Origin of the sequence: Dolichospermum sp. UHCC 0352 (genome assembly GCF_009711925.1) — a bacterium.
Taxonomy (GTDB): domain Bacteria; phylum Cyanobacteriota; class Cyanobacteriia; order Cyanobacteriales; family Nostocaceae; genus Dolichospermum; species Dolichospermum lemmermannii.
Genome location: NZ_VIKY01000279.1, coordinates 1 through 21,940, shown reverse-complemented (window position 1 = coordinate 21,940; position 21,940 = coordinate 1). Strand labels below are relative to the sequence as shown.

Annotated in this window: 23 protein-coding genes and 1 pseudogene; 16 read left to right on the top strand and 8 right to left on the bottom strand. The window is 38.9% G+C overall.

Annotated elements, in window-relative coordinates:
* The first annotated feature begins 165 nt into the window (after positions 1-165).
* The 5 genes from FJR06_RS20060 (at position 166) to FJR06_RS20040 (ending at position 3,230) form a co-directional block, all read left to right on the top strand.
* Entirely contained in the window at positions 166-1,020 is an 855-nt protein-coding gene (locus FJR06_RS20060) for a bile acid:sodium symporter family protein (RefSeq protein ID WP_168652128.1), read from the top strand.
* 167 nt (positions 1,021-1,187) lie between these two features.
* Positions 1,188-1,529 (top strand): DUF1622 domain-containing protein, encoded by a 342-nt coding sequence (locus tag FJR06_RS20055; protein WP_015080033.1) that lies wholly within the window; start codon positions 1,188-1,190, stop codon positions 1,527-1,529.
* A gap of 42 nt (positions 1,530-1,571) precedes the next feature.
* Positions 1,572-2,009, top strand: coding sequence for a YidH family protein (locus FJR06_RS20050; protein WP_168652127.1), 438 nt, complete (start codon positions 1,572-1,574; stop codon positions 2,007-2,009).
* Between the two features lie 621 nt (positions 2,010-2,630).
* Entirely contained in the window at positions 2,631-2,963 is a 333-nt protein-coding gene (locus tag FJR06_RS20045; RefSeq protein WP_168652126.1) for a DUF6883 domain-containing protein, read from the top strand.
* Positions 2,964-2,984: 21 nt separating this feature from the next.
* A complete protein-coding gene (locus FJR06_RS20040) occupies positions 2,985-3,230 on the top strand; it encodes a DUF4926 domain-containing protein (protein ID WP_015080031.1) in 246 nt (81 codons plus the stop codon).
* Here FJR06_RS20040 and FJR06_RS20035 read toward each other — a convergent pair.
* Positions 3,210-3,485, bottom strand: a complete 276-nt coding sequence (locus FJR06_RS20035) for a hypothetical protein (RefSeq protein WP_015080030.1) — start codon at positions 3,483-3,485, stop codon at positions 3,210-3,212. The two genes, FJR06_RS20040 and FJR06_RS20035, sit on opposite strands and share 21 nt — an antisense overlap.
* Positions 3,486-3,728: 243 nt before the next feature.
* Here FJR06_RS20035 and FJR06_RS20030 point away from each other — a divergent pair, with 243 nt between their 5' ends.
* Positions 3,729-6,083 carry an arylsulfatase gene (locus FJR06_RS20030; RefSeq protein WP_168652125.1) on the top strand — a complete coding sequence of 785 codons (2,355 nt, stop codon included), beginning with the start codon at positions 3,729-3,731 and terminating at the stop codon, positions 6,081-6,083.
* Between the two features lie 69 nt (positions 6,084-6,152).
* Here the strand turns inward: FJR06_RS20030 and FJR06_RS20025 are convergent, their stop codons facing one another.
* The 3 genes from FJR06_RS20025 to FJR06_RS20015 form a co-directional block, all read right to left on the bottom strand.
* Complete coding sequence (locus FJR06_RS20025; protein WP_168652124.1) at positions 6,153-6,359, bottom strand: type II toxin-antitoxin system HicA family toxin; 207 nt, start codon at positions 6,357-6,359, stop codon at positions 6,153-6,155.
* Positions 6,356-6,556 carry a type II toxin-antitoxin system HicB family antitoxin gene (locus tag FJR06_RS20020; protein ID WP_053540461.1) on the bottom strand — a complete coding sequence of 67 codons (201 nt, stop codon included), beginning with the start codon at positions 6,554-6,556 and terminating at the stop codon, positions 6,356-6,358. Before FJR06_RS20020 ends, FJR06_RS20025 begins: the two co-directional genes overlap by 4 nt.
* A gap of 203 nt (positions 6,557-6,759) precedes the next feature.
* Positions 6,760-7,044 (bottom strand): hypothetical protein, encoded by a 285-nt coding sequence (locus tag FJR06_RS20015; RefSeq protein WP_168652123.1) that lies wholly within the window; start codon positions 7,042-7,044, stop codon positions 6,760-6,762.
* Between the two features lie 328 nt (positions 7,045-7,372).
* On the opposite strand from FJR06_RS20015, the gene FJR06_RS20010 reads away from it, so the two are divergent.
* Entirely contained in the window at positions 7,373-7,600 is a 228-nt protein-coding gene (locus FJR06_RS20010; protein WP_015080025.1) for an addiction module protein, read from the top strand.
* Positions 7,597-7,895 (top strand): annotated as a pseudogene (locus FJR06_RS20005) (type II toxin-antitoxin system RelE/ParE family toxin). The gene FJR06_RS20010 and the pseudogene FJR06_RS20005 overlap by 4 nt, the downstream one beginning before the upstream one ends.
* 85 nt (positions 7,896-7,980) lie before the next feature.
* On the opposite strand, the gene FJR06_RS20000 reads toward FJR06_RS20005, so the two are convergent.
* The gene (locus FJR06_RS20000; protein ID WP_174783509.1) at positions 7,981-8,115 is read right to left on the bottom strand and encodes a type II toxin-antitoxin system HicB family antitoxin; all 135 of its coding nucleotides are present in this window, start codon (positions 8,113-8,115) and stop codon (positions 7,981-7,983) included.
* Positions 8,116-8,192: 77 nt separating this feature from the next.
* Complete coding sequence (dctP, locus tag FJR06_RS19995) at positions 8,193-9,332, bottom strand: TRAP transporter substrate-binding protein DctP (protein ID WP_015080022.1); 1,140 nt, start codon at positions 9,330-9,332, stop codon at positions 8,193-8,195.
* Positions 9,333-9,497: 165 nt separating this feature from the next.
* On the opposite strand from dctP, the gene FJR06_RS19990 reads away from it, so the two are divergent.
* From FJR06_RS19990 to FJR06_RS19980, 3 genes are all read left to right on the top strand, one after another.
* The gene (locus tag FJR06_RS19990) at positions 9,498-10,262 is read left to right on the top strand and encodes a Uma2 family endonuclease (RefSeq protein WP_015080021.1); all 765 of its coding nucleotides are present in this window, start codon (positions 9,498-9,500) and stop codon (positions 10,260-10,262) included.
* A gap of 273 nt (positions 10,263-10,535) precedes the next feature.
* Complete coding sequence (locus FJR06_RS19985) at positions 10,536-11,159, top strand: TRAP transporter small permease subunit (protein WP_051155174.1); 624 nt, start codon at positions 10,536-10,538, stop codon at positions 11,157-11,159.
* Between the two features lie 8 nt (positions 11,160-11,167).
* Positions 11,168-12,511, top strand: a complete 1,344-nt coding sequence (locus FJR06_RS19980) for a TRAP transporter large permease subunit (protein WP_015080019.1) — start codon at positions 11,168-11,170, stop codon at positions 12,509-12,511.
* Positions 12,512-12,795: 284 nt separating this feature from the next.
* On the opposite strand, the gene FJR06_RS19975 is transcribed toward FJR06_RS19980, so the two are convergent.
* Positions 12,796-14,880 (bottom strand): pentapeptide repeat-containing protein, encoded by a 2,085-nt coding sequence (locus FJR06_RS19975; RefSeq protein ID WP_168652122.1) that lies wholly within the window; start codon positions 14,878-14,880, stop codon positions 12,796-12,798.
* A 47-nt stretch (positions 14,881-14,927) separates the two neighbouring features.
* Entirely contained in the window at positions 14,928-15,266 is a 339-nt protein-coding gene (locus FJR06_RS19970) for a hypothetical protein (RefSeq protein WP_168652121.1), read from the bottom strand.
* 274 nt (positions 15,267-15,540) lie between these two features.
* Between FJR06_RS19970 and aspS the strand changes: the two genes are divergently transcribed.
* From aspS to FJR06_RS19945, 5 genes are all read left to right on the top strand, one after another.
* Positions 15,541-17,328, top strand: coding sequence for an aspartate--tRNA ligase (aspS, locus tag FJR06_RS19965; RefSeq protein WP_168652120.1), 1,788 nt, complete (start codon positions 15,541-15,543; stop codon positions 17,326-17,328).
* A 153-nt stretch (positions 17,329-17,481) separates the two neighbouring features.
* A complete protein-coding gene (leuC, locus tag FJR06_RS19960) occupies positions 17,482-18,885 on the top strand; it encodes a 3-isopropylmalate dehydratase large subunit (RefSeq protein WP_168652119.1) in 1,404 nt (467 codons plus the stop codon).
* Between the two features lie 82 nt (positions 18,886-18,967).
* Positions 18,968-19,576 carry a 3-isopropylmalate dehydratase small subunit gene (leuD, locus tag FJR06_RS19955; RefSeq protein WP_015080015.1) on the top strand — a complete coding sequence of 203 codons (609 nt, stop codon included), beginning with the start codon at positions 18,968-18,970 and terminating at the stop codon, positions 19,574-19,576.
* A gap of 91 nt (positions 19,577-19,667) precedes the next feature.
* A complete protein-coding gene (locus FJR06_RS19950) occupies positions 19,668-20,135 on the top strand; it encodes an EVE domain-containing protein (protein WP_015080014.1) in 468 nt (155 codons plus the stop codon).
* A gap of 151 nt (positions 20,136-20,286) precedes the next feature.
* Positions 20,287-21,549 (top strand): YcjF family protein, encoded by a 1,263-nt coding sequence (locus FJR06_RS19945; RefSeq protein WP_015080013.1) that lies wholly within the window; start codon positions 20,287-20,289, stop codon positions 21,547-21,549.
* Positions 21,550-21,940: the final 391 nt, after the last annotated feature.

The window sequence follows — 21,940 nt, the reverse complement described above, 5'->3', positions numbered from 1 at the left end:
ATGACCAGGGATAGTAATACAAAGTTGGGTTAAGAGATATTATTTGTTCAATAGTAGTTAACAAGTGACCCGAAAAATATCTTTTTTTCCTCTGCGGTTTAAGAAGTAATTTATCGAACCACAGAGGCACAGAGGACGCAGAGGAAAGAGGTTCAATTTCCAGCTATGCACCATCCTTTACTGTTGATTTTCGTTAAAATCACGATTTTTTCTTTGATGTTAGCCATAGGAAGCAATCTCTGTTTTGAAGAAATGCTTTCCCTATGGCGAAAACCTGCTTTACTATTCCGTGCGCTTTTAGCCGTTGTGGTGCTAGTTCCTCTAGTGGTTATTGTCCTGCTAAAACTGTTTAACTTACCCCCAGAAGTAATGACAGGATTAGCCTTGTTAGCGGCTTCTCCAGGTGCGCCTCTGACCACAAAACGAGCGCAAATGGCTGGATGTAGATTTTCCTACTCAGCGAGTTTTCAGCTAACCCTCGCTATACTTGCAGTCTGCGTTACTCCTATTACCTTGGAAATTTTTGTCACCCTATTTGAGAATATTTCAGAAAAAGTGACAATTTTAGAAGTTACCCGACAAGTGATCATGGTACAGTTATTGCCTGTCAGTATCGGTCTGTTGCTGCAAAAGTTTGTACCTAAATTTGCTGAAAATATCGCCCAACCCTTAAATTTTATGGCTAATAGTCTTTTTTTCGTACTGGTTGTTTTGGCTGGTATTTTAGGGATTCCCCTATTTTTCAAAGTTTGGGGATTACCAATGGTTGTTATTACCATCATGGTAATTGCCTCCTTAGCAATAGGACACAGTTTAGGAGGTAACAATGATGATACACGACCGATTTTAGCAATTTCCTGTATTGCTCGTAATGTTGGTTTAGCCTTGTTTATCGCTATTTTGAATAACGTGGAACAAAAGGTAATTCCCACACTCATAGCTTATGTAATTTTAGGAGCATTTCTAGGTAGTTTTTACTCAATTTGGAATAAACGCAAATTAGATCAACAACCTAGCTAAATGCGGTTTTTTCCGTTACATAATGGCGGTATAAATTATGTTTCGCGCAAAGACACAAAGGAGCAAAGACGCAAAGTTTGAGATTTGATATTTTCCAATTTAATACTTTGATTTACTAAGGCTATTGTAATTAATCTCTATGTCTGGAGCGTGAAAAAAGCTAAATTATGGCATTATTTGAACAGCTAGAGAGCGGGTTATCATTTGTTGTGACTTTGCTCAAATTCTTACTAGAATTAATTTCTGTTTTTTGTATTTTATTGGGTGTATTAAAAAGCGGAAAAATAGCGATTTCTCTAAATCATCATCATAGTCAAAACCGATTTCTGCAAATCCGGCTCAACTTTGGCATTTGGCTAGTGCTGGCATTAGAATTTCAATTAGGAGCAGATATTCTGTCTACAACCTACCATTCAACATTTGAGTCTCTAGGAAAACTAGGAATTGTTGCCTTAATCAGAACTTTCCTCAATTATTTTCTGAATCAAGAACTCAATAAACAACAATAAAAGTAATTATTCAGAGGTAATTTACAGGCACATCCTAACACAATGAATCAGCCACTTATCAAATCAGAAACACCTGAACAATTGTCTACCAAAGATTTAGCGGAAGATCGGACAGAACTAGCTAAATACCGCAGTCGAGCAGCAGCAGATCGTACATTAATGGCGTGGATACGCACCTGTCTTTCCTTAATTGGTTTTGGATTTGGTATTCCCACCATTGTTAGAGCAATTGAAAATACTCGTCTGAGTAATCATCTTAACCCAGTCAGATTTTCGGTAATTGTGGGACTGTCTTTTATTGTGACGGGAATGTTGGGAATGGTTTTAGGGTTGAGAGAACACCGTCAGTTACTTAAACAAATTCAAAATAATCGCTATACCTACGAAACTTCTCACAGTGCGGAAATTATCGGAGTGGCTTTACTTGTAATTGGCTTAGTTAGTTTTATTGGTGTGGTAATTCGGGCAATGAATTTTTGACTTTTGATTTCACGGTGGTACTACTTCCCCTTCTATTTTCTCTCCTTATTACGATATAAGGATGAGAATTTTTCAGGCTGATATTTTGTCATTAGTACCATCGTTTGGCCAAAATGTGTTGGCTATTTTCTGCCATTGAGTTTAGGAATAGGATAACCCCGCTAGAGAATTGTTAGACATTGCCAAAAAATTTGTGTTATATTTAACTTACTCCTTTTTTCCCACCCTAGTTTCATTCACGCTCGACGCTCGAATTCTTTGCGTGTGCTTCCACACCAAAAAGGTAAAACAAAGGTAAAACAGATGTAAAAAGGGTGGGGAGTTTGCAATGTAAGGATTGCAAAAGGATTTTAAGGAAGCAGCAGCAATGGTCAATTCGTAGCATTCACAACCTAACTTTAAGGCTGCGCCTTGAAGAAACACTCAATCACTGTATTGTAAGTACATACAGTTTTTTAGTGCTGGTCACGATTTACCAATTTTTATGGTGGTAATTTGTGATTGAGTTGTAATGCGCGAAAAACCAGAGTTGCAAATCTACAAAATTCGCTTCTCAATTTTTCTTTTGCAGTTAACTCTCTTCAAGGGCAGTCTCCAGTAAAATTAAGGAGAATGCTTCCGATGAAAATCCCAAATAGCGATCGCGCAGTAATCGAACCATCCAAGCTGACTGAGTATTTACTGAATACTGAACATAAACGTGGTGGGACAAAAGCGAAATTACTACTCCAATTTGGCTATTCTCCCGATAACTGGCAGCAGCTAGAATCAGATATCCGTAAGTTTCATCTAACTGTAGATGTTAATCTAATTAAAGAAACTGCTTATGGTACAAGATATGAAGTGAGCGCAAATCTGCTTACCCCTATTAACAGGCCACTCCTTGTTAAGACAGTCTGGCAAATAGATACAGGTACAGACTTTCCGCGATTGATCACTTTATTTCCTGATTAGCAAGCAATATTGGAGGCTGCAATGAATTTCACTCTTTACTCAGATGTAATCTTATTGCGTGATCTTGCCGAAGACAATGTATATGCTGGAGATATTGGCACAGTAGTTGAACAACATGATGTTCCCGGAATAGAAACAGGCTACAGCGTTGAGTTTTTCGATATGCTTGGCAATACTGTGGCGATTGTCACATTGCCAATGAGTTGTTTTCGCTTGCCAACTTGTGCCGATAGACCCGCAGTCAGATTAATGGCTAATATTGCCTAGTTTACACGCCTCTAAAACGACAATTCCTTCTAACGTTAATTCCCAGCGATCGCGTGGTGAATCTTGCTCTACAGAACGGTTGACTAATCCCCGATGGGCAAGATTTTTTAAAACTTCCATCATGTCAGGTTCTCTCGGAACATCTTGACGGGAAAGCGCATTCGCTAATTCATACCAACTCCATTGACCTTTTCCTTTCTCAACTAATTTTAGTAAAATAAATTCTAGCTGAGTTAATTGAGTCGTGTTTTTCATAACTAAATAGCCCTTTTTGCCAAAAACCCTCTCTATTTCTTCTCTCTCTGTGTTCTCTGTGCCTCTGTGGTTCGTTTATTCATTCATTTATTGGGATAGGATAATTTATTTACTGGAAGTCCCTTAATTAGTTTTCTTGGTATGGTAATTCAGTCCATAAATTTATCAATTAACCCCTCCTAAAGAGGATATAGAATTTCGGGGCTTTTGTTAAAAATTAAATATTCTCAAGAGGTCAGATTTATGTCTCTGCGTGAATACAAACCCGGAACTACCTTCCCTGGAGTCATCGGTCGGACAGTTGATAAATCCAGTCCAGCTTGGCCAGAACCATTGCGGGCAAAAGAAAATACACCAAACGTCCTATTTATCGTCTTTGATGATACAGGTTTTGGACAATTTGGAAGTTACGGAAGTCCCATCAAAACACCCAACCTAGACACACTAGCCGCCAATGGTTTACGCTACAACAACTTACACACAACGGCACTGTGTTCTCCCACCCGTTCTTGCCTTCTGACTGGGCGCAATCACCATTCTAACGCCATGTCCTGCATTACAGAAGGTTCTACAGGTTATCCCGGAGGTAATGGGAATATTCCCTTTGAAAATGGGTTTCTCTCAGAGATATTACTCCAGAAGGGTTATAACACCTATGCGTTAGGAAAATGGCATTTAACCCCCTCAGACCAACTTTCAGCCGCAGGCCCCTATGATCGCTGGCCTCTCGGTCGTGGATTTGAGCGTTTTTATGGCTTTTTGGGCGGAGAAACCCACCAGTATTATCCAGACTTGGTTTATGATAACCACACCGTTAAGCCAGAAAAGACCCCCGCAGAAGGCTACCATTTAACAGAAGATTTAGCAGACAAAGCCATTAGCTTTATCGCTGATGCCAAGCAGGTTGCCCCAAATAAGCCTTTTTTCATGTATTTTTGTCCAGGGGCAATGCACGCCCCCCATCATGTCCCCAAAGAATGGGCTGATGCCTATGCTGGACAATTTGATGATGGTTGGGAAGCTTACAGAAAAAAGGTTTTTGCCCGTCAGCAAGAAATGGGGATTGTTCCCGCAGATGCCGAACTTTCTCGTCATGATCCCGATGTCCCGCACTGGGATACTCTCTCAGCCGCAGAAAAACGGCTTTATGCCCGGATGATGGAAGTATATGCTGGTTTTTTAACCCATACTGACTATCATATCGGTCGTTTACTCGATTTTCTTAAATCTATCGGTGAGTTCGAGAATACCGTCATTATGGTGATTTCAGACAATGGTGCAAGTTCCGAAGGGGGACCAACCGGTTCAGTAAATGAAAACCTCTTTTTTAACAATGTGCCAGAATCCCTAGAGGAAAATCTCAAAGCATTGGATAAATTAGGCAGTGCCGAAACTTTTAACCATTATGCTTGGGGCTGGACTTGGGCAGGGAATACACCTTTCCGGCGGTGGAAACGGGAAACCTATCGAGGGGGAATCAGCGACCCTTTAATTGTGCATTGGAGTCAGGGTATTGAGGCTAAAGGGGAAATTCGGACTCAGTACGCTCATGCTATTGACCTTGTACCGACGGTGCTAGAATTACTGGAAATTGCACCACCGACAACGATTAAGGGTGTGACTCAATCTCCCATTGAAGGTGTCAGTTTTGCCCATACTTTTAATCATAGTACCGCACCTACTAAGCATATTACCCAGTATTTCGAGATGATGGGACATCGTTCTCTTTACTATGATGGTTGGCGGGCGGTTTGTCCTTGGCCGGGGCCTTCATTTACAGAAGCAGGGCAATTTTTTGGGGAGGCAATTTCGGCGGAAACTCTGACGGATTTGGATACCCACCATTGGGAACTGTATCATGTCGCCTCAGATTTTGCGGAAAATCACAATATTGCGGCTGATAATCGTCCTAAGTTGATTGAGATGATTGCCACTTGGTATATTGAGGCTGGCAAGTATAATGTGTTGCCTGTGGATGGACGTGGCGTGCAACGATTCGCGGAAGAGCGCCCGCAAATTGCTGTCAATCGTAGCCGCTATGTTTACTATCCTGATACTCAAGCGATTCCCGCCGGTAGTGCGGTGAGGGTGTTAAATCGTCCCCACAGTATTACTGCTGATGTGGAGATTCCCACAGGTGGCGCGGAAGGGATATTACTGGCTCATGGGGGTAATGATAGTGGCTATTCTTTCTATGTCCAAAGTGGTAAACTGCACTGGGTTCATAATTATGTCGGGCGATCGCTCTATCATGTAGAATCTGGGTCATCTGTGCCGGTAGGTCGTCATCAGTTGCGCTTTGAGTTTAAAGTCACGGGACAACCAGATTTAGCCAAGGGGAAAGGAACGCCAGGACGCGGCCAATTGTATATTGATGAGAAATTGGTCGGGCAGATTGATGTGCCTGTAACTACTCCTTTAGCATTAGGTCTAACCAGTGGTGTCACCTGTGGAATTGCCCCTGGTGCGCCTGTTACACCGGATTATGAACCGCCTTTTAAGTTTACGGGTAAGATTTATAGTGTGATGGTGGATGTTAGTGGTGATTTGATTCAAGATCGGGAAGCTGAAATGCGGACTATTATGGCGCGACAGTAAACAGAAATATTTCTCAGGGTGGGTTATCTGACCCACCATTAATCAAATTATTCATATTTACTGAGAATATTAAATATCGTCTTCACTGAGATTAGCAACTTTGAGAAAATGCCGTAACAGTCCAGGTTTTAGTGATTGATTTCCATGAATAGGAACAGAAATTCTGGCTGGATTATCGGATTTACCGTAAATATGATGACTACCGTTAATGCGGAGAAGTTGCCATCCTTGAGACTCTAATACTTTAGCAAAATTTTTCCCTGAAATTGATTTCATACGGCAATTTCTAATATTTGAGCGGATTCATCAAGTTCTAATGAATCAACATCAACGAGTAGGCAACCTTCAACGGCTTCATATATATTTTGTAGTAATTCTTCAAAAGTATCGCCCTGGGTAGCACAACCGGGAATAGCAGGAACTTCTGCCCAGTAACCTGTTTCTTCTTTGTGAATAATGACTTTTATTTTCATGCTTAGAAGTTTAATTTTTTAGGTGATCTATGATGATTAACAACAATTATATCTTAATAGTATTAATTTTTTTAATACAACTTTTTTAAAAGTTATTGGTGTCTAAAAATTCACAAGAATTAATTGATATTTATCCTCCTATTAAGTATAAAAAATGACTTTTTCGTAGGGTGGGCATTGCCTACCCTACGTATATATCTGTATTAAATAGGAGGACTATTACGCTCTCTCCATCCTTTCTCAGCCTCTACTTTGCGATTAAATAAAGCTTCTCCTTCTTCAAGAGTTGTTACTACTTCACCTATTAACTTAACAGACGACGTATTTTCCCAGCATTCTTCAAATAAACCATCTGGATTTCTGTTTAGAAAAGATTCTAGTCTCACAGCGTAAAGTTCTTTATCCATGTGCTTAAACAGAACTACTGTTGTTTTGTCAACTGTTTCTTTTTTTAAGATTTGCACTTGCTGCTGTTCTCCTTCAAACATTATTACCATCCTCTGACGAATTGACTATATTATTAAATACTACAATAAGTAGGTAAACATAATAAAAACGATATATGTTTAGTTTTGTGAAAACCGTGAAACGACCTATTTGCAAGGCATTTATTGAATTTACATTTCGTCATATACCTTTAATTTTTTCTGTTTACCTACTTAGTACCGCCATTTATAGTAAGTAATACTGTAAAGTATGGTAATTATTTTCTTTAATGCTACAAGCTGCAAAATACTTTACAAATTTATAACTCAACTTTAAACAATGCGCCAATGTTATAAAATAGATAAAAGCTCAACCCTAACTCTATACTCAATGAGTCTCCATCCCCTCTTAAAATTTGATATTTCTGAACTCAGCATTGCAGAACGTATCCAACTTGCTGAAGATTTATGGGACAGCATCTTAGAACAGCAAGAAGAACTTCCCTTGAGTCAAGCACAACAACAAGAATTAGAGCGACGGTTAGAAAATTATAAAAAAAACCCTACAAATGGTTCTAGTTGGGAAGATGTTAAGAAACGGTTAGGATTTTCCCAATGAACTATAACCTAATTATTCAGCCAGAAGCAGAATACGATATCCAAAATGCTTTTGAATATACGAATCCCAAAATCCGGGTTTAGGTTCGGAATTTGTTCGTGCTGTTGATGCTTGTCTGTCTGGAATTGGAAGACAACCCCTTGCTTACCAAGTTACCTATAAACAGGTAAGAAGAGTATTAATCCGCCGATTTCCTTATGTAATTCTCTACATTTTTGACCAAGATACTGTTTTTATATTTGCTTGCTTCCATGCAAAACGCAACCCAAAACAGTGGTTAGATAGAATTCAATAAAATTTCTCTTTGTTCGTAGCGTGTCAAGTTTTAGATTAAGGCACAAAATATAGAAAAATTTTAATATCATCTTCTAATCAAGTTCTCATGAATCAACATTAACGAGTAAGCAACCTTCAACGGCTTCATATAAATTTTGTAGTAATTCTTCAAAAGTATCTCCCTGGGTGGCACAACCGGGAATAGCAGCAGGGGAAACGCATCTAATTTTTTTTGACAAAATGTCACTTATATGTATTTCACAACTTCGATAGAGACGTTTCATGAAACGTCTCTACATTATTATTTAGGAAATTCTCAATTCCCTGCTTTCATCTTTCCATAAGCATAACGAACAAAACTGCCTTCATTGAGATTGTTCCACGCATACATCCGATCTCTAAAGGGTTTCCACTGTTCATAAACGGCTTTAAAATCAGCGTCTTTAGCTGCAAACTCATCATATAAAGCAAAAGAGGCTTTTTCCGCAGCTTCCAAAATTTCCTGACTATAAGCACGTAGTTGAGTACCCGTTTTTAATAGTTTCTCTAAGGACTCATTATTGCGGACATCATAACGAGCTAACATTGTTGTATTCGACTGAAATGCAGCAGTTTCTAATGCTGCTTGGTATTGCGGTGGTAGCTTTTTCCATTCGTCTAAATTCACTTGTACTTCTAAAGTTGGACCTGGTTCCCACCAACCTGGATAATAGTAAAATTTAGCGACTTTATTTAAACCCAGTTTTTCATCATCATAGGGGCCTACCCATTCTGCCGCATCAATAGCCCCTGTTTGTAAAGCTTGAAAGATTTCCCCCCCTGGAAGAGTCTGCACAGTTACGCCTAATTTAGCCATAACTTGCCCTCCTAAACCGGGAATTCGCATTTTTAGGCCTTTGAGATCATTGAGGGTTTTCACTTCGTTGCGAAACCATCCCCCCATTTGTGTCCCCGTATTTCCCGCAGGAAATTGAATCACATTAAATTTACTGGCATAGATTTCTCGCAGTTTGGTTAAACCTCCGCCTTCATATAACCAAGCGTTTTGTTGTTGGGCATTGAGTCCAAATGGTACTGATGTACCAAAAGCGAGGGCAGGACTTTTACCAATATAGTAATAAGCGGCAGTATGTCCAGCTTGTACAGCACCTTGGGAAACCACATTCAGAACTTCTAAACCGGGGGCTATTTCTCCAGCCGCACGGGGTTCGATAATAAATTTACCGTTAGTGAGAACTTTGACACGTTCTGCTAATACCTGCGCTCCACCAAATATAGTTTCTAAGGACAATGGCCAACTTGTCGCCATTTGCCATTTTATTGTCGGTAGATTACTGGTGTCGGTTTGAGCGGTTGCTGTTTTATTTTGAGCTTTTTGACAACCACCAATAATTGCTACTCCTGTGGCAGCGATCGCACTTTGAGATAATCTGTTAACAATAGCTCGGCGTTTCATAAAAGTTACTATTATTGACTAACTGGAGGATTTCACTACAATATCATGTTTGATTTGATTGTGTTAATACACTGAAAACTTATTATTTCTTATAATTTTGCCAATTGCTGATCATTTCAGATTAGTATAAAAATATTAAGTAATTTCTAACTAAATTTAACGGCTATGTTAGAAACTGTTTTAGCTGAACCTAGCATTAAACTGCCACCCACCCAGGCAGAACTTCCTTGTGATGATGGTATCCCCATGGAGACACAAAGACATAAATTCCAAATGGATATTTTAATTGATACCATTCAGCCTTGGTTAGAGCAAAGGACTGATGGATACGTAGGTGGCAATATGTTTGTCTACTACAGTTTAGCACAATTGAAAAATCAAGATTTTCGAGGTCCAGATTTCTTTGCTGTTTTGGGTGTACCGAAAACAGAACGATTGTCTTGGGTAGTTTGGGAAGAAGGAAAACCCCCAGATGTAGTAATTGAATTACTTTCAGAAAGCACATCTAATAATGATAAAAATCAGAAAAAATTGATTTATCAAAATCAAATGCGCGTTTCTGAATATTTTTGGTATGACCCGTTTAACCCAGATGATTTTGCAGGTTTTGATCTTAACAGTGGTGCATATCAACAGATTGCTCTAAATGATAAAAACCAACTGATAAGTAAAGTTTTAGATTTAGCTTTGGTACGTTGGGAAGGTAATTATAGAGGCGTTGATGCCACTTGGTTACGCTGGGCAACTTTGGACGGTGAATTATTTCCCACTTCTCAAGAAATGGTAGGAATTGCACAACAAAGGGCAGAACAAGCTGAATTGCAATTAAGGGCAGTTGCCATTAATTTGTTACAGAATGGAATGTCTATAGAACAAGTGGCACAATTGACAAATTTAGATATTTTGGAGGTGGAACAATTGATGAATTAATAGTAAAAATTCACTAAAGTTTTTCTCGTTCCCATACAGAGTATGGGAACGAATTCCAGAAGGCTCTGCCTTCAATAACAGCAAAGGCAGAGCCTCCGTTAAGTCATTCCCAGTCAGAGACTGGAAACGAGGTAAAAGTCATTTTTAGATGACTAAACACTGGGAAAATTTCTGAGTCTGTTTTAACAGACTTGAGCTATTAGACAGGGAATTTATTCCCTGGCTGACTGGCTGACTGTATTCTCAAGTCTTACCTTTAATTTATTATGTTCTATGCGTGACTCAAGCAGATTTTCTTTAATTCGTAAACTCTTAAAATTTTCGCAGTTTATTGACAATGGTGCTGATAAATTGGGATGGTTATCGAATTGGCTAGTTTTACTAACAATTGGAGTTGGTTTTTTTAATGTTGTCGCCCGTTATATGGGTCGCTTCATTGGCGTACAATTGTCTTCTAATGCCTTATTAGAACTGCAATGGTATTTATTTTCTCTAACTTTCTTATTCGGCTTTGTTTATATTTTACGTCATGGGGAAAATGTCCGCGTTGATTTTCTCTATACTAATATGAGTGAAAAAAAACGCGCCTTAGTTGATTTTGTGGGAACAGTTTTATTTTTAATTCCCTTTTGTCTACTTGGTATTTGGGTAACAATCAATCCGGTTTTACAATCTTGGGGCAGATTAAGTGACGGTAGTTGGGGAACTTGGGAAATATCTTCTGACGCAAATGGTTTACCCCGCGCCCCAATCAAAACCATGGTTCCTATAGCCTTATTACTGCTGCTTTTGCAAAGTATTTCTCAAGCAATTAAGTATTTAGCAGTATTATTAGGCTATCAACAAGTAGCGGAACAAATTCGTTTAGAAACTTCAGAAAATATCAATATTGAATAGGGGAAACTATGGGTTTTGAGTGGTTAGCAATTTTAATGTTTGTCGGCTTTTTCTTTATTCTCATGAGTGGCTTTCCTGTCGCTTTTTCCTTTGCCGGCACAGCCATTGTTTTTGGACTTATTGGTACAGCAGTTGGGGCTTTTAATCCGGCGCGTCTGCTCCTATTACCTAATAGTTGGTTTGGCACAATGTCCAACTTTACCTTACTGGCTATTCCCTTTTTTGTCTTTCTGGGTGCAGTTCTAGAAAAGTCAGGTTTAGCAGAAGAATTATTAGAAACTATCGGCATTATTTTAAGTCGTGTCCGGGGAGGATTGGCTTTAGCAGTTGTTTTAGTGGGAACTGTTTTAGCAGCCACAACCGGAGTCGTAGCGGCAACAGTAATTGTCATGGGGATGTTATCATTACCGCTAATGTTACGCTATGGCTATGATAAAAAATTAGCTTCAGGAGTTATTATTGCTTCTGGTACTTTAGCCCAGTTAATTCCTCCCAGTTTAGTTTTAGTGATTCTCAGTGATCAAATTGGTGTTTCTGTGGGAGATTTATTTTTAGGGGCATTAATTCCCGGATTAATGTTATCTGGTGCTTATATTCTCTATATTTTAGGACTAGCTTTTTTTCAACCGGAAAAAGTCCCAATGATTCCTGATGATGTGGTAATTCCTCAAGGGACTCAATTAATTAAACAAGTTTTCAAAGCTGTTGTTCCGCCGATTATTTTAATTTTTGCAGTGTTAGGAAGTATATTCTTTGGTGTAGCCACTCCCACAGAAGCGGGGGCTGTAGGTGCTGTTGGGGCTTCTATTCTCGCCGCTTTTAATAAACGTCTCACACCACAATTAATTCGTGATGCTGCTCATTCTACCGCAGTAATTACAGCTTTGGTGGTGATGATTCTATTCTGTTCTTCGATGTTTAGTTTGGTGTTTGATGCTTTGGGTGGCAAAACTCTGATTACTAATTTATTAGTAGGTTTACCTGGAGGATATTGGGGGTTTTTAATTGTTAGTAATATCGTGATTTTTATTTTGGGAGCTTTTTTAGAATTTATTGAAATTTGCTTTATTGCTATGCCTTTATTAGTACCAGCAGCCCAAGCTTTAAATATTGATATGGTGTGGTTTGGTGTGGTTATGGCAGTGAATTTACAAACCGCATTTATTTCTCCACCTGTGGGATTTTCTTTGTTTTATTTACAAAGTGTTGCCCCTAAAGAAGTGAGTACATTGGATATTCATAAAAGTGCGATTCCTTTTATGGTTTTACAGTTTATTGTCTTGTTAATTGTAATTATTTTCCCGCAAACAGTTCGCTGGTTAATTGATATTTCGGCAACCACTGGGGTTTAAGGCATTTTTGGGCGGTTGGAAACCGCGTCTACACGGGCAAAATCTGCCTACGCAGGTTAAAAGATTTCTTTCTTATCATAAGCTGTTACGCAGCTAAATTTGATAACCATAATTTACTTGAACTTTGTGGTGCGGGCATCTTGCCCGCTAGAATTATACAAACTAGGCGGTTAGAAACCGCGTCTACACAGACAAAACCCACCTTCGTGGGTTAAATTCCTCTTGGAAGGACTTTGTTTGTATAGCCGCTATATAATCAATCTTTTAGGCTAAAAAATGGGTTTCTAACTTAAACCTAAAAAACCAGCAATTAACGGTAATAACTTACCACATTCTTCAACTAATTTGGCCGCCGTTGGTAAATTAGCAATTGTTCCTTTTAACATTGTGATTGCTGTATCTGCTAAATCCTGTTTTTCTTGAGGATTTTGGGCGGCTTCTGCCAAAGATTTAACTTGTTTTAAGGCCTTTTCTTTGTCTTTTGCTGTTAAATCAGTATCGGTTTCAATTGCTGTTTTTAATTGTGTCAATAATTCTTTAATTCCTGGTTTATCGGGTTCGGGTGCTGTTGCTAATTCATTAATAGTATTTATGACTGTACCACTGATTTCACCTAAATTCAAAGCTTGTCCACTGGCGTTAAAATCTCCACCAATATTACCAATTTCAATTTTACGGCTAGAATCCTTAGTCATATTTTCATTCTCCACTTTATTATCAATTTGAACATTAATAGGTTTATTAGCTAATGATATAATCATTTCTGGTATTTTACCACTTTGTTGACGATGAAAATTTATTTCCTCATCTTTAGCTTGTAAAACTGCTTTATATTTTTCTTCAACTGCTGCTAATGATAATTGATAATTTTGAGTAAAATCGCTGTGAATCTTTTCTTTATCGGCATTTTCAGGAACAGCAACTTTAACAACTACCACACTATCACCTTTATTTTCAATACTCTGAATAGCTAATTCTGTATCTCTATTTTGATTTTGAACTTGATCAAAAGCATTAACAAAAGCCTTCCAGTCAATACCATTTTGGAAAATTAAATCAACAGTATTTAAAACTTCTTCAAATAATTTTGTAAATTCTCCTGGTTGAAATTCTCCACTACTCGGACGACGTTCCCGGTCATCTGTTCCCGGTTTAGGATATTCTAAAAGGTAGACAAAACGACAATCTACATCATCTAATATAGTTGTACTTTCAATATTCCAAGCTTCCACACAAGCACCAGTCATTTGAGCTTTGGTGAAATTAGTACCAATGGCTTGAGTAAGAGTCAGATTTGCCCATTCTAAATTAGCTTCTTGAAAAGTCGCTTCTATAATATCAGCATTTTTAAAATTAGCTTCTTTCAAGTCTGCACCTATTAGGTTTGCACCTCTGAGATTAGCACCAATATAAGATTTATTTCTACCGTTTAAAGTAATAAGCAAATTGAGAACAGCAGGGTTACTTAATATAGTATTTCCCGGTCTAGCAAAATCAAGTTTTTTGACTTTATAAAAACGAGTGCGCGTTAGATTGGCTTTTCTGAAATCCGTGTTTTTTAGGGTTGCACCAGTAAAATCAGCATCAGTTAAATCAGCACTAAAAAAGGTTGTACCATAGATAGAATTTATAGATATAGCAACTTTTTTAATCCAACTAAATTTTTCACTACCTTTTGATGCTTGCCAACCAATATAATTTCCTAATATGGAAACAATAACAATAGTTAACCCAATTAAAGTTGATTTTGTTATATTTGGAACTTTTATTAATAAAGATCCCGCTGAAATTAAATTGATGATTAAACCTATAAATATCACTATGGGCAAATAACTAATGATATTTATCATCATAATATTAGCTAAAGCTATTATTATCCAACCAATTCCAATTAAACATAATATTGCAATTCCAAAAAAAAATTGTCCAATAATTGTTGTGTTAGCTTTACTTACTATAAAACTTAGGAATAAGCTAGGAGTTAATACTAATATCGCTACAAATAAACCATGTAAAAAATTTTTAGCTACGGTAATAATAGCAAAAGCTAATAATGAAATTAAGATTACTATGTATGTAGTGATTGTAATTTTTATATCCTTTTCTAAATCCCAAAGTCCAACAAGAACAATAGCACCTATTCCCGTAATAATTGAGCCAAGGGCAATAATTAATAAAGAGAGCGCAATCGTACAAACTATAGGAAGTAATTGTAGACCGGAGGTTGTCTCACTAAAGTTTGCCCCTTTTAATATAGCTTTTGTAAAGTTTGCCCCTCTAATGTCACTACCATTAAAATTAGCATTTGTTAAGTCTTGACCTTTAAAAGACTTTCCACGAAGATTCAATCCAGAATAATTTTTCACCATTGCCTTATCTAAGCAATATACTCATGATATTGATTTTATGTTTATATTTAGCTACAACCATTTCTGTCACAGTTTTCTAAACATTTTTGTTTTTGAGAATTAAATAAACAATTAGCTTTACATATACTCTTTTTCATCTCACAATAAATACCATCTATTCTTAGTGAAATTAGTGTCTCTTTAGTTCTTGCCAAATTAGTATTGTGTGGTGTCGCAACTATCTCTTTCTTTGATGATTCTGAGGAACTATCTTCACTCTCAAAAGATTTCATCAACTCAATATTGGCTTGTATGGCCGCTTCTAATGATTGAATCCATTTTTTGTATAAACGTTTTTGCTCAGGGGTAAATTTATCCCAGTTAGGATCTTGTAATTTTTCGGTCATAAGAATAGTGTGATACGAGTAGGTTAAGCATGATATCAACTGAGTAAATATTAACTTTTTGTAGTTAATGTTGTCAACTACATGATAGATTAATTAAGTACATCTATAGTAAAAAAACATACGCAATATTTTGGCAATCAGTATCGAAAATTATCACTTTCTTATTTTTGCCGATTTTTCTTCACCGAAAATGACTACAATGAATGTTAATGCTAGATAATGGGGAAGCCTTGACATTTAACCAACCTAGCCCGGAACCAAAGAACTAACAACTATGCGAACTCACTATTGCGGCGAACTCCGAAAAGAACATATTGGTGAAACTGTTACCTTTTACGGATGGGTAGACCGTCGCCGCGATCACGGTGGTGTGATATTCTTAGATTTGCGCGATCGCTCTGGTATTGTCCAAATCGTCAGCGACCCCCAGCGCACCCCAGACTCCTATGAACAGGCTAACGCACTCAGAAATGAATATGTTGTAGCTATCACCGGTAGAGTTACCCAACGTCCTCCAGAATCTCTAAATCCTCGACTTCCCACTGGCGAAGTGGAAATCTATGCGGATAAAATAGAACTACTCAACGCCGTCCGTAAACAATTACCTTTCCAAGTTTCCACCGCAGACACGGAAACAGTGCGGGAAGATTTGCGGTTAAAATATCGTTATTTGGACTTACGACGGGAACGTATGGCGCAAAATATGCAATTGCGTCATCAGGTCATTAAAGCCATGCGGCGCTACCTAGAAGACCTAGAGGGTTTTATTGAAGTTGAAACCCCAGTTCTCACCCGTTCTACTCCCGAAGGGGCGCGAGATTATATTCTTCCCAGTCGGGTGAATGAAGGTGAATGGTTCGCTTTACCGCAATCTCCCCAACTTTTCAAACAATTATTGATGGTATCAGGCATGGATAGATACTATCAAATTGCGCGATGTTTTCGAGATGAAGATCTACGGGCTGATAGACAACCGGAGTTTACTCAATTAGACATGGAAATGAGTTTCATGTCTGAAGATGAAATTATCGAACTTAATGAAAAGTTAGTTTTTCATATTTTCAAAACTGTCAAAGGAATTGATTTACCTCGTCCTTTTCCTCGTCTTCCTTACGCGGAAGCTATGAACCGTTACGGAAGTGATAAACCAGATACCCGCTACGGTTTAGAATTAGTTGATGTTTCTGACCTTTTAAAAGATTCTGGTTTCAAAGTTTTTCGAGAAGCCATTTCTAACGGTGGTATCGTTAAAATTCTACCCATTCCTAACGGTAACGATGCTATTTCTAATGTTCGCATTAAACCAGGTGGGGATATTTTCCGGGAAGCCGCAGAAGCTGGAGCGAAAGGTTTAGCTTATATCCGCGTGCGAGAAAATGGTGAAATTGATACTATTGGCGCAATTAAAGATAATTTGACACCGGAACAAAAGCAGGAAATATTAACAAGAACAGGTGCAAAAGCCGGACATTTGTTATTATTTGCGGCTGCTGATAGGTCCACTGTGAATAAAACCTTAGATAGAATTCGTCAATTTGTGGCTAAGGAATTTAAGTTAATTGCCAAAGACAAAATTAACTTGCTCTGGGTGACAGAATTTCCCATGTTTGAATGGAATGCAGATGAAAAACGTTTAGAAGCATTACACCACCCATTTACAGCCCCTCATCCTGAGGATATCAGTGATTTAAAAACCGCCCGCGCCCAAGCCTATGATTTAGTTTTAAATGGCTTTGAAGTTGGTGGGGGAAGTTTGCGAATTTATCAGCGAGAAGTTCAAGAACAGGTGTTTTCAGCTATTGGTTTATCAACAGCAGAAGCAGAAAGTAAATTTGGCTTTTTATTAGAAGCTTTTGAATATGGAACTCCTCCCCATGGTGGTATTGCTTACGGTGTAGATCGGTTGGTAATGTTGTTATCGGGAGAGGAATCAATTCGTGATGTGATTGCTTTTCCCAAGACTCAACAAGCGCGTTGTTTGTTAACAGATGCTCCTGGAAATGTGGACGCAAAACAATTGAAAGAGTTGCACGTTGCTTCGACTTTTAAACCCAAGGTTTAAGGTTTGATTATTCCCTCTGCTTTTTTGCAGGGGGTTTAATTTTGACAAGACTTTGCCCAAAGAAACACTATCAGATCATGATCAACTAGATTCTCTAATGTGACATTTTTCTGATACAATCAAAAATCCGACTCTTTTAACATAGATTGACGTATGAGCAAGGGTACACTATTTGACAAAGTTTGGGACTTACACACCGTTGGTACAATGCCATCAGGATTAACGCAACTATTTATTGGACTACATCTTATTCATGAAGTTACAAGTCCCCAAGCCTTTGCGATGCTCAAAGAAAGGGATTTAAAAGTATTATTTCCAGAACAGACTATAGCCACAGTTGATCATATTGTTCCCACAGAAAACCAAGCCCGTCCCTTTGTGGATAGCATGGCCGAAGAAATGATTCAGGCATTAGAAAAGAATTGTCAAGAAAATGATATAACTTTTTACAATATTGGTTCAGGGAATCAAGGTATAGTTCACGTCATTGCCCCGGAATTGGGACTGACGCAACCGGGAATGACCATCGCTTGTGGAGATAGCCACACATCAAGTCATGGTGCATTTGGAGCGATCGCCTTTGGTATCGGTACAAGCCAAGTTAGAGACGTTCTCGCCTCCCAAACCCTATCATTATCAAAATTAAAAGTCCGCAAAATCGCCGTTAACGGCAGATTAAAACCCGGAGTTTACGCCAAAGACGTAATATTGCATATTATCCGAATCCTGGGCGTAAAAGGTGGTGTAGGCTACGCTTACGAATTTGCCGGCACTACTTTTGAGCAGATGAACATGGAAGAACGGATGACCGTTTGTAACATGGCCATAGAAGGTGGGGCAAGATGCGGATACGTCAACCCCGACAAAATTACTTACGATTATCTAAAAAATAGAGACTTTGCCCCCAAAGGTGCAGACTGGGAAAAAGCTGTTTCTTGGTGGGAATCTCTCAGTAGTCATGCTGATGCCGAATATGATGATGTCGTAGTATTTAATGCCGAAGACATTCCCCCCACAGTCACATGGGGAATTACACCAGGTCAAGGAATTGGTGTAGATGAAAAAGTCCCCACAGCCGCAGAACTCCCAGAAGAAGACCGCTTTATCGCCGAAGAAGCATATCGCTACATGGATTTATATCCAGGTCAACCCATTCAAGGAACAAAAATTGATATCTGCTTCATTGGCAGCTGCACCAACGGACGCATAAGCGACCTCAGAGAAGCCGCCAAAATCGCCCAAGGTCGCCAAGTTGCCAAAGGTGTAAAAGCCTTTGTAGTTCCCGGTTCAGAACGAGTCAAAAAAGAAGCCGAAGCCGAAGGACTAGATAAAATCTTTGTTCAAGCTGGCTTTGAATGGAGAGAACCAGGTTGTTCCATGTGTTTAGCCATGAACCCCGACAAACTCCAAGGCAGACAAATCAGCGCCTCCTCCTCCAACCGCAACTTTAAAGGCAGACAAGGATCATCCTCCGGTCGCACCTTACTCATGAGTCCCGCAATGGTAGCCACAGCAGCCATAAAAGGCGAAATCGCCGACGTGCGCGAACTATTGTAACCCTCCTCTTCCTTTGCGCCTACTCTTCGAGATCACGAAGCGTGATTGCGCCTTTGCGTGAGCCTTTTATTAACTCAAAACTATGGTAAGTGAAGTAAAACAAATATCCGGTAACGCCGTTCCCCTCATTGGTAACGACATAGACACCGACCGAATTATCCCCGCCCGCTACTTAAAAGCCATCACCTTTGACGACTTAGGAGCAGGCGTATTTGTGGACGATAGAAAAGCCTTAAATGGTGAACACCCATTTGACCAAATCCATTACCAAGGCGCGAAAATCCTCATCGCTAACCGCAACTTTGGCTGTGGTTCATCACGGGAACACGCGCCCCAAGCCCTGGCTAAATGGGGAATTAAAGCCCTGATTGGTGAAAGCTTCGCGGAAATCTTTTTTGGTAACTGCGTGGCAATGGGGATACCATGCGTAACTGCTGAATTTGAAGTAGTTAAACAGTTGCAAGAATTAGTTATTGCTAATCCTCAAGAAGTCCTTACCATAGATTTGGAAAAATTGCAAGTAAAAATTGGTAATTTTACTGCCTCAGTTGTCATGAGTGAAGGCACAAGAAGCGCTTTTATTGCGGGAACTTGGGACGCTTGCGGACAGTTGGTAGCAAATGCCCAACAGGTAAAAGCAACAGCAGCAAAATTACCTTACATTGCTTGGGGTCATTTAGCAGCTAGTTAGTCGGTGATCTTTTTGCCTCTGTGGTAGTATTTTATCGAACCACAGAGGCACAGAGAACACAGAGAAAAGATCATATTGAATTAATTATTAGATGAATGCAATTAATTATTGGTTAATGAAGTCAGAACCAGCAGTTTATAGTATTACTGACTTAGAACAACAACGAGAAACAATTTGGGACGGTGTGCGTAATTATCAAGCCCGGAATTTTCTCAGACAAATGCACATAGGAGATTTAGCATTTTTCTATCATTCTAATGCTGAACCTCCGGGGATTTTTGGCTTAATGCGAGTTGTGAAAACAGGTATTGCTGACCCGACACAATTTGATATAAATAGTAAATATTATGATAGCAAATCAACTCTTGAATCTCCCCGTTGGCAAACTGTGAAAGTGGAATTTGTGGAAGTTTTTAGTAATCCACTTTCACTATCAACACTCAAATTAAAGTTTAGTGATGATGAATTATTAGTAGTGAAAAAAGGTAATCGTCTATCAATCAATCCTGTCATAGAATCAGTCGGAAGAGAGATATTAGAAATGGGAAGAGATATTTAGCAATCCTAAAATAAGATATTAAAATTTCTTCCTTCTCTACCTCTGTGTTCTCTGTGCCTCTGTGGTTCGATATCAGTTCTTTGTCGGTAAAATAGTATGATATATATAGTTCCTAAAAATATTCTCTATCAAATTGTAGGGAGTGAAATTTATGACTGAACAAGATAATAATAACTCCTGGAAAAAAAAGATAACTGGGGTGTTTAATCAAGCTACCGATAAATTAACCCAACTTTTACCAATAGAACAAGTTACACAAACTGTAGGACAATGGTTTAGTGTGAGTGATACTCAAGTTGCGGAAATTCTCGAAACTATTCGGGCTGAATTACCAACTACGGAAGCTTTGCTATTAGGAAAACCCCAAGCGGGTAAAAGTTCGATTGTCAGGGGTTTAACTGGGGTATCTGCGGAAATTATCGGACAGGGTTTTCGTCCTCATACCCAAAATACCCAACGTTACGCATATCCTGCTAATGATTTACCATTGCTGATTTTTACAGATACGGTAGGTTTAGGAGATGTCAGTCAAGATACTGAAGCTATTATTCAGGAATTAATCGGCGATTTACAACAGGAAACAAATAAAGCTAGAGTTTTGATTATCACTGTCAAAATTCATGATTTTGCAACTGATACTTTGCGGCAAATTGCTGAAAAATTACGACAGCAATATCCAGATATTCCCTGTTTATTAGTAGTAACCTGCTTACATGAAGTTTATCCGTCAGAAGTTGCCAATCATCCTGATTATCCCCCAGATTTTCTAGAATTGCAGCGGGCATTTATCGCCATTAAAGAAAATTTTTCAGGTTTATATAATAGTGCGGTTTTAATTGATTTCACTTTAGAAGAAGATGGTTATAATCCTGTATTTTACGGTTTAGAAGGACTGCGAGATAATTTATCCCAACTCCTCCCAGAAGCAGAATCAAAGGCAATTTATCAATTATTAGATCAACAAGCTGGCGAAAAATTAGGTAATATTTATCGAAACGCTGGCAGACGTTATATTTTGCCATTTTCTATCATGGCGGCAACTTTGTCCGCTGTGCCTTTACCTTTTGCGACTATGCCCGTTTTAACTGCCTTGCAGGTGTCCATGGTGGGATTGTTGGGTAAATTATATGGACAGACTATCACACCATCTCAAGCTGGGGGTATTGTCAGTACCATTGCCGGTGGTTTTGTCGCCCAAGCGGTAGCACGGGAATTAATTAAATTTATCCCTGGTTTTGGCAGCGTTATTGCGGCATCGTGGGCAGGGGCTTATACATGGGCTTTAGGTGAAGCTGCTTGTGTGTATTTTGGCGATTTAATGGGTGGGAAAAAACCCGATCCTCAAAAAATTCAAGCAGTCATGCAAGAGGCTTTTACAGGGGCAAAAGAACGGTTTAAGGGGATGAAAAGTTAAATGAATGCAGAATTTAGAATTTAGAATTTAGAATTACGTTTTGCAACGGGGATTTTACCCCGACGCAAAACCCGCTGCTTGTAGAAGCAGGGGACTTTAACCCCCAAAGGTAAGTTAAAGAGGGTTTCGCGCCCAGACGCTAAGGAGCAAAGGCGCAAAGGAAGAAATTTTTGGAAATTTGAAGTTTTAATTATCCAATAAGCGTTACTCTAGACGGTAAAGTTCAAATATTATTGTCAGTAACTCAACCCTAAAGGGATTGAGCTTGTAAGAGAAATCAAACAAGCTGTACTGACCAGACCACCCTGAGCGACTTGCCCTGAGCGATGTCGAAGGGTAGTCGAAGGGTAGCCGTTATTTGAGTCACGACACCTCGGAATGCGTTCGCGCC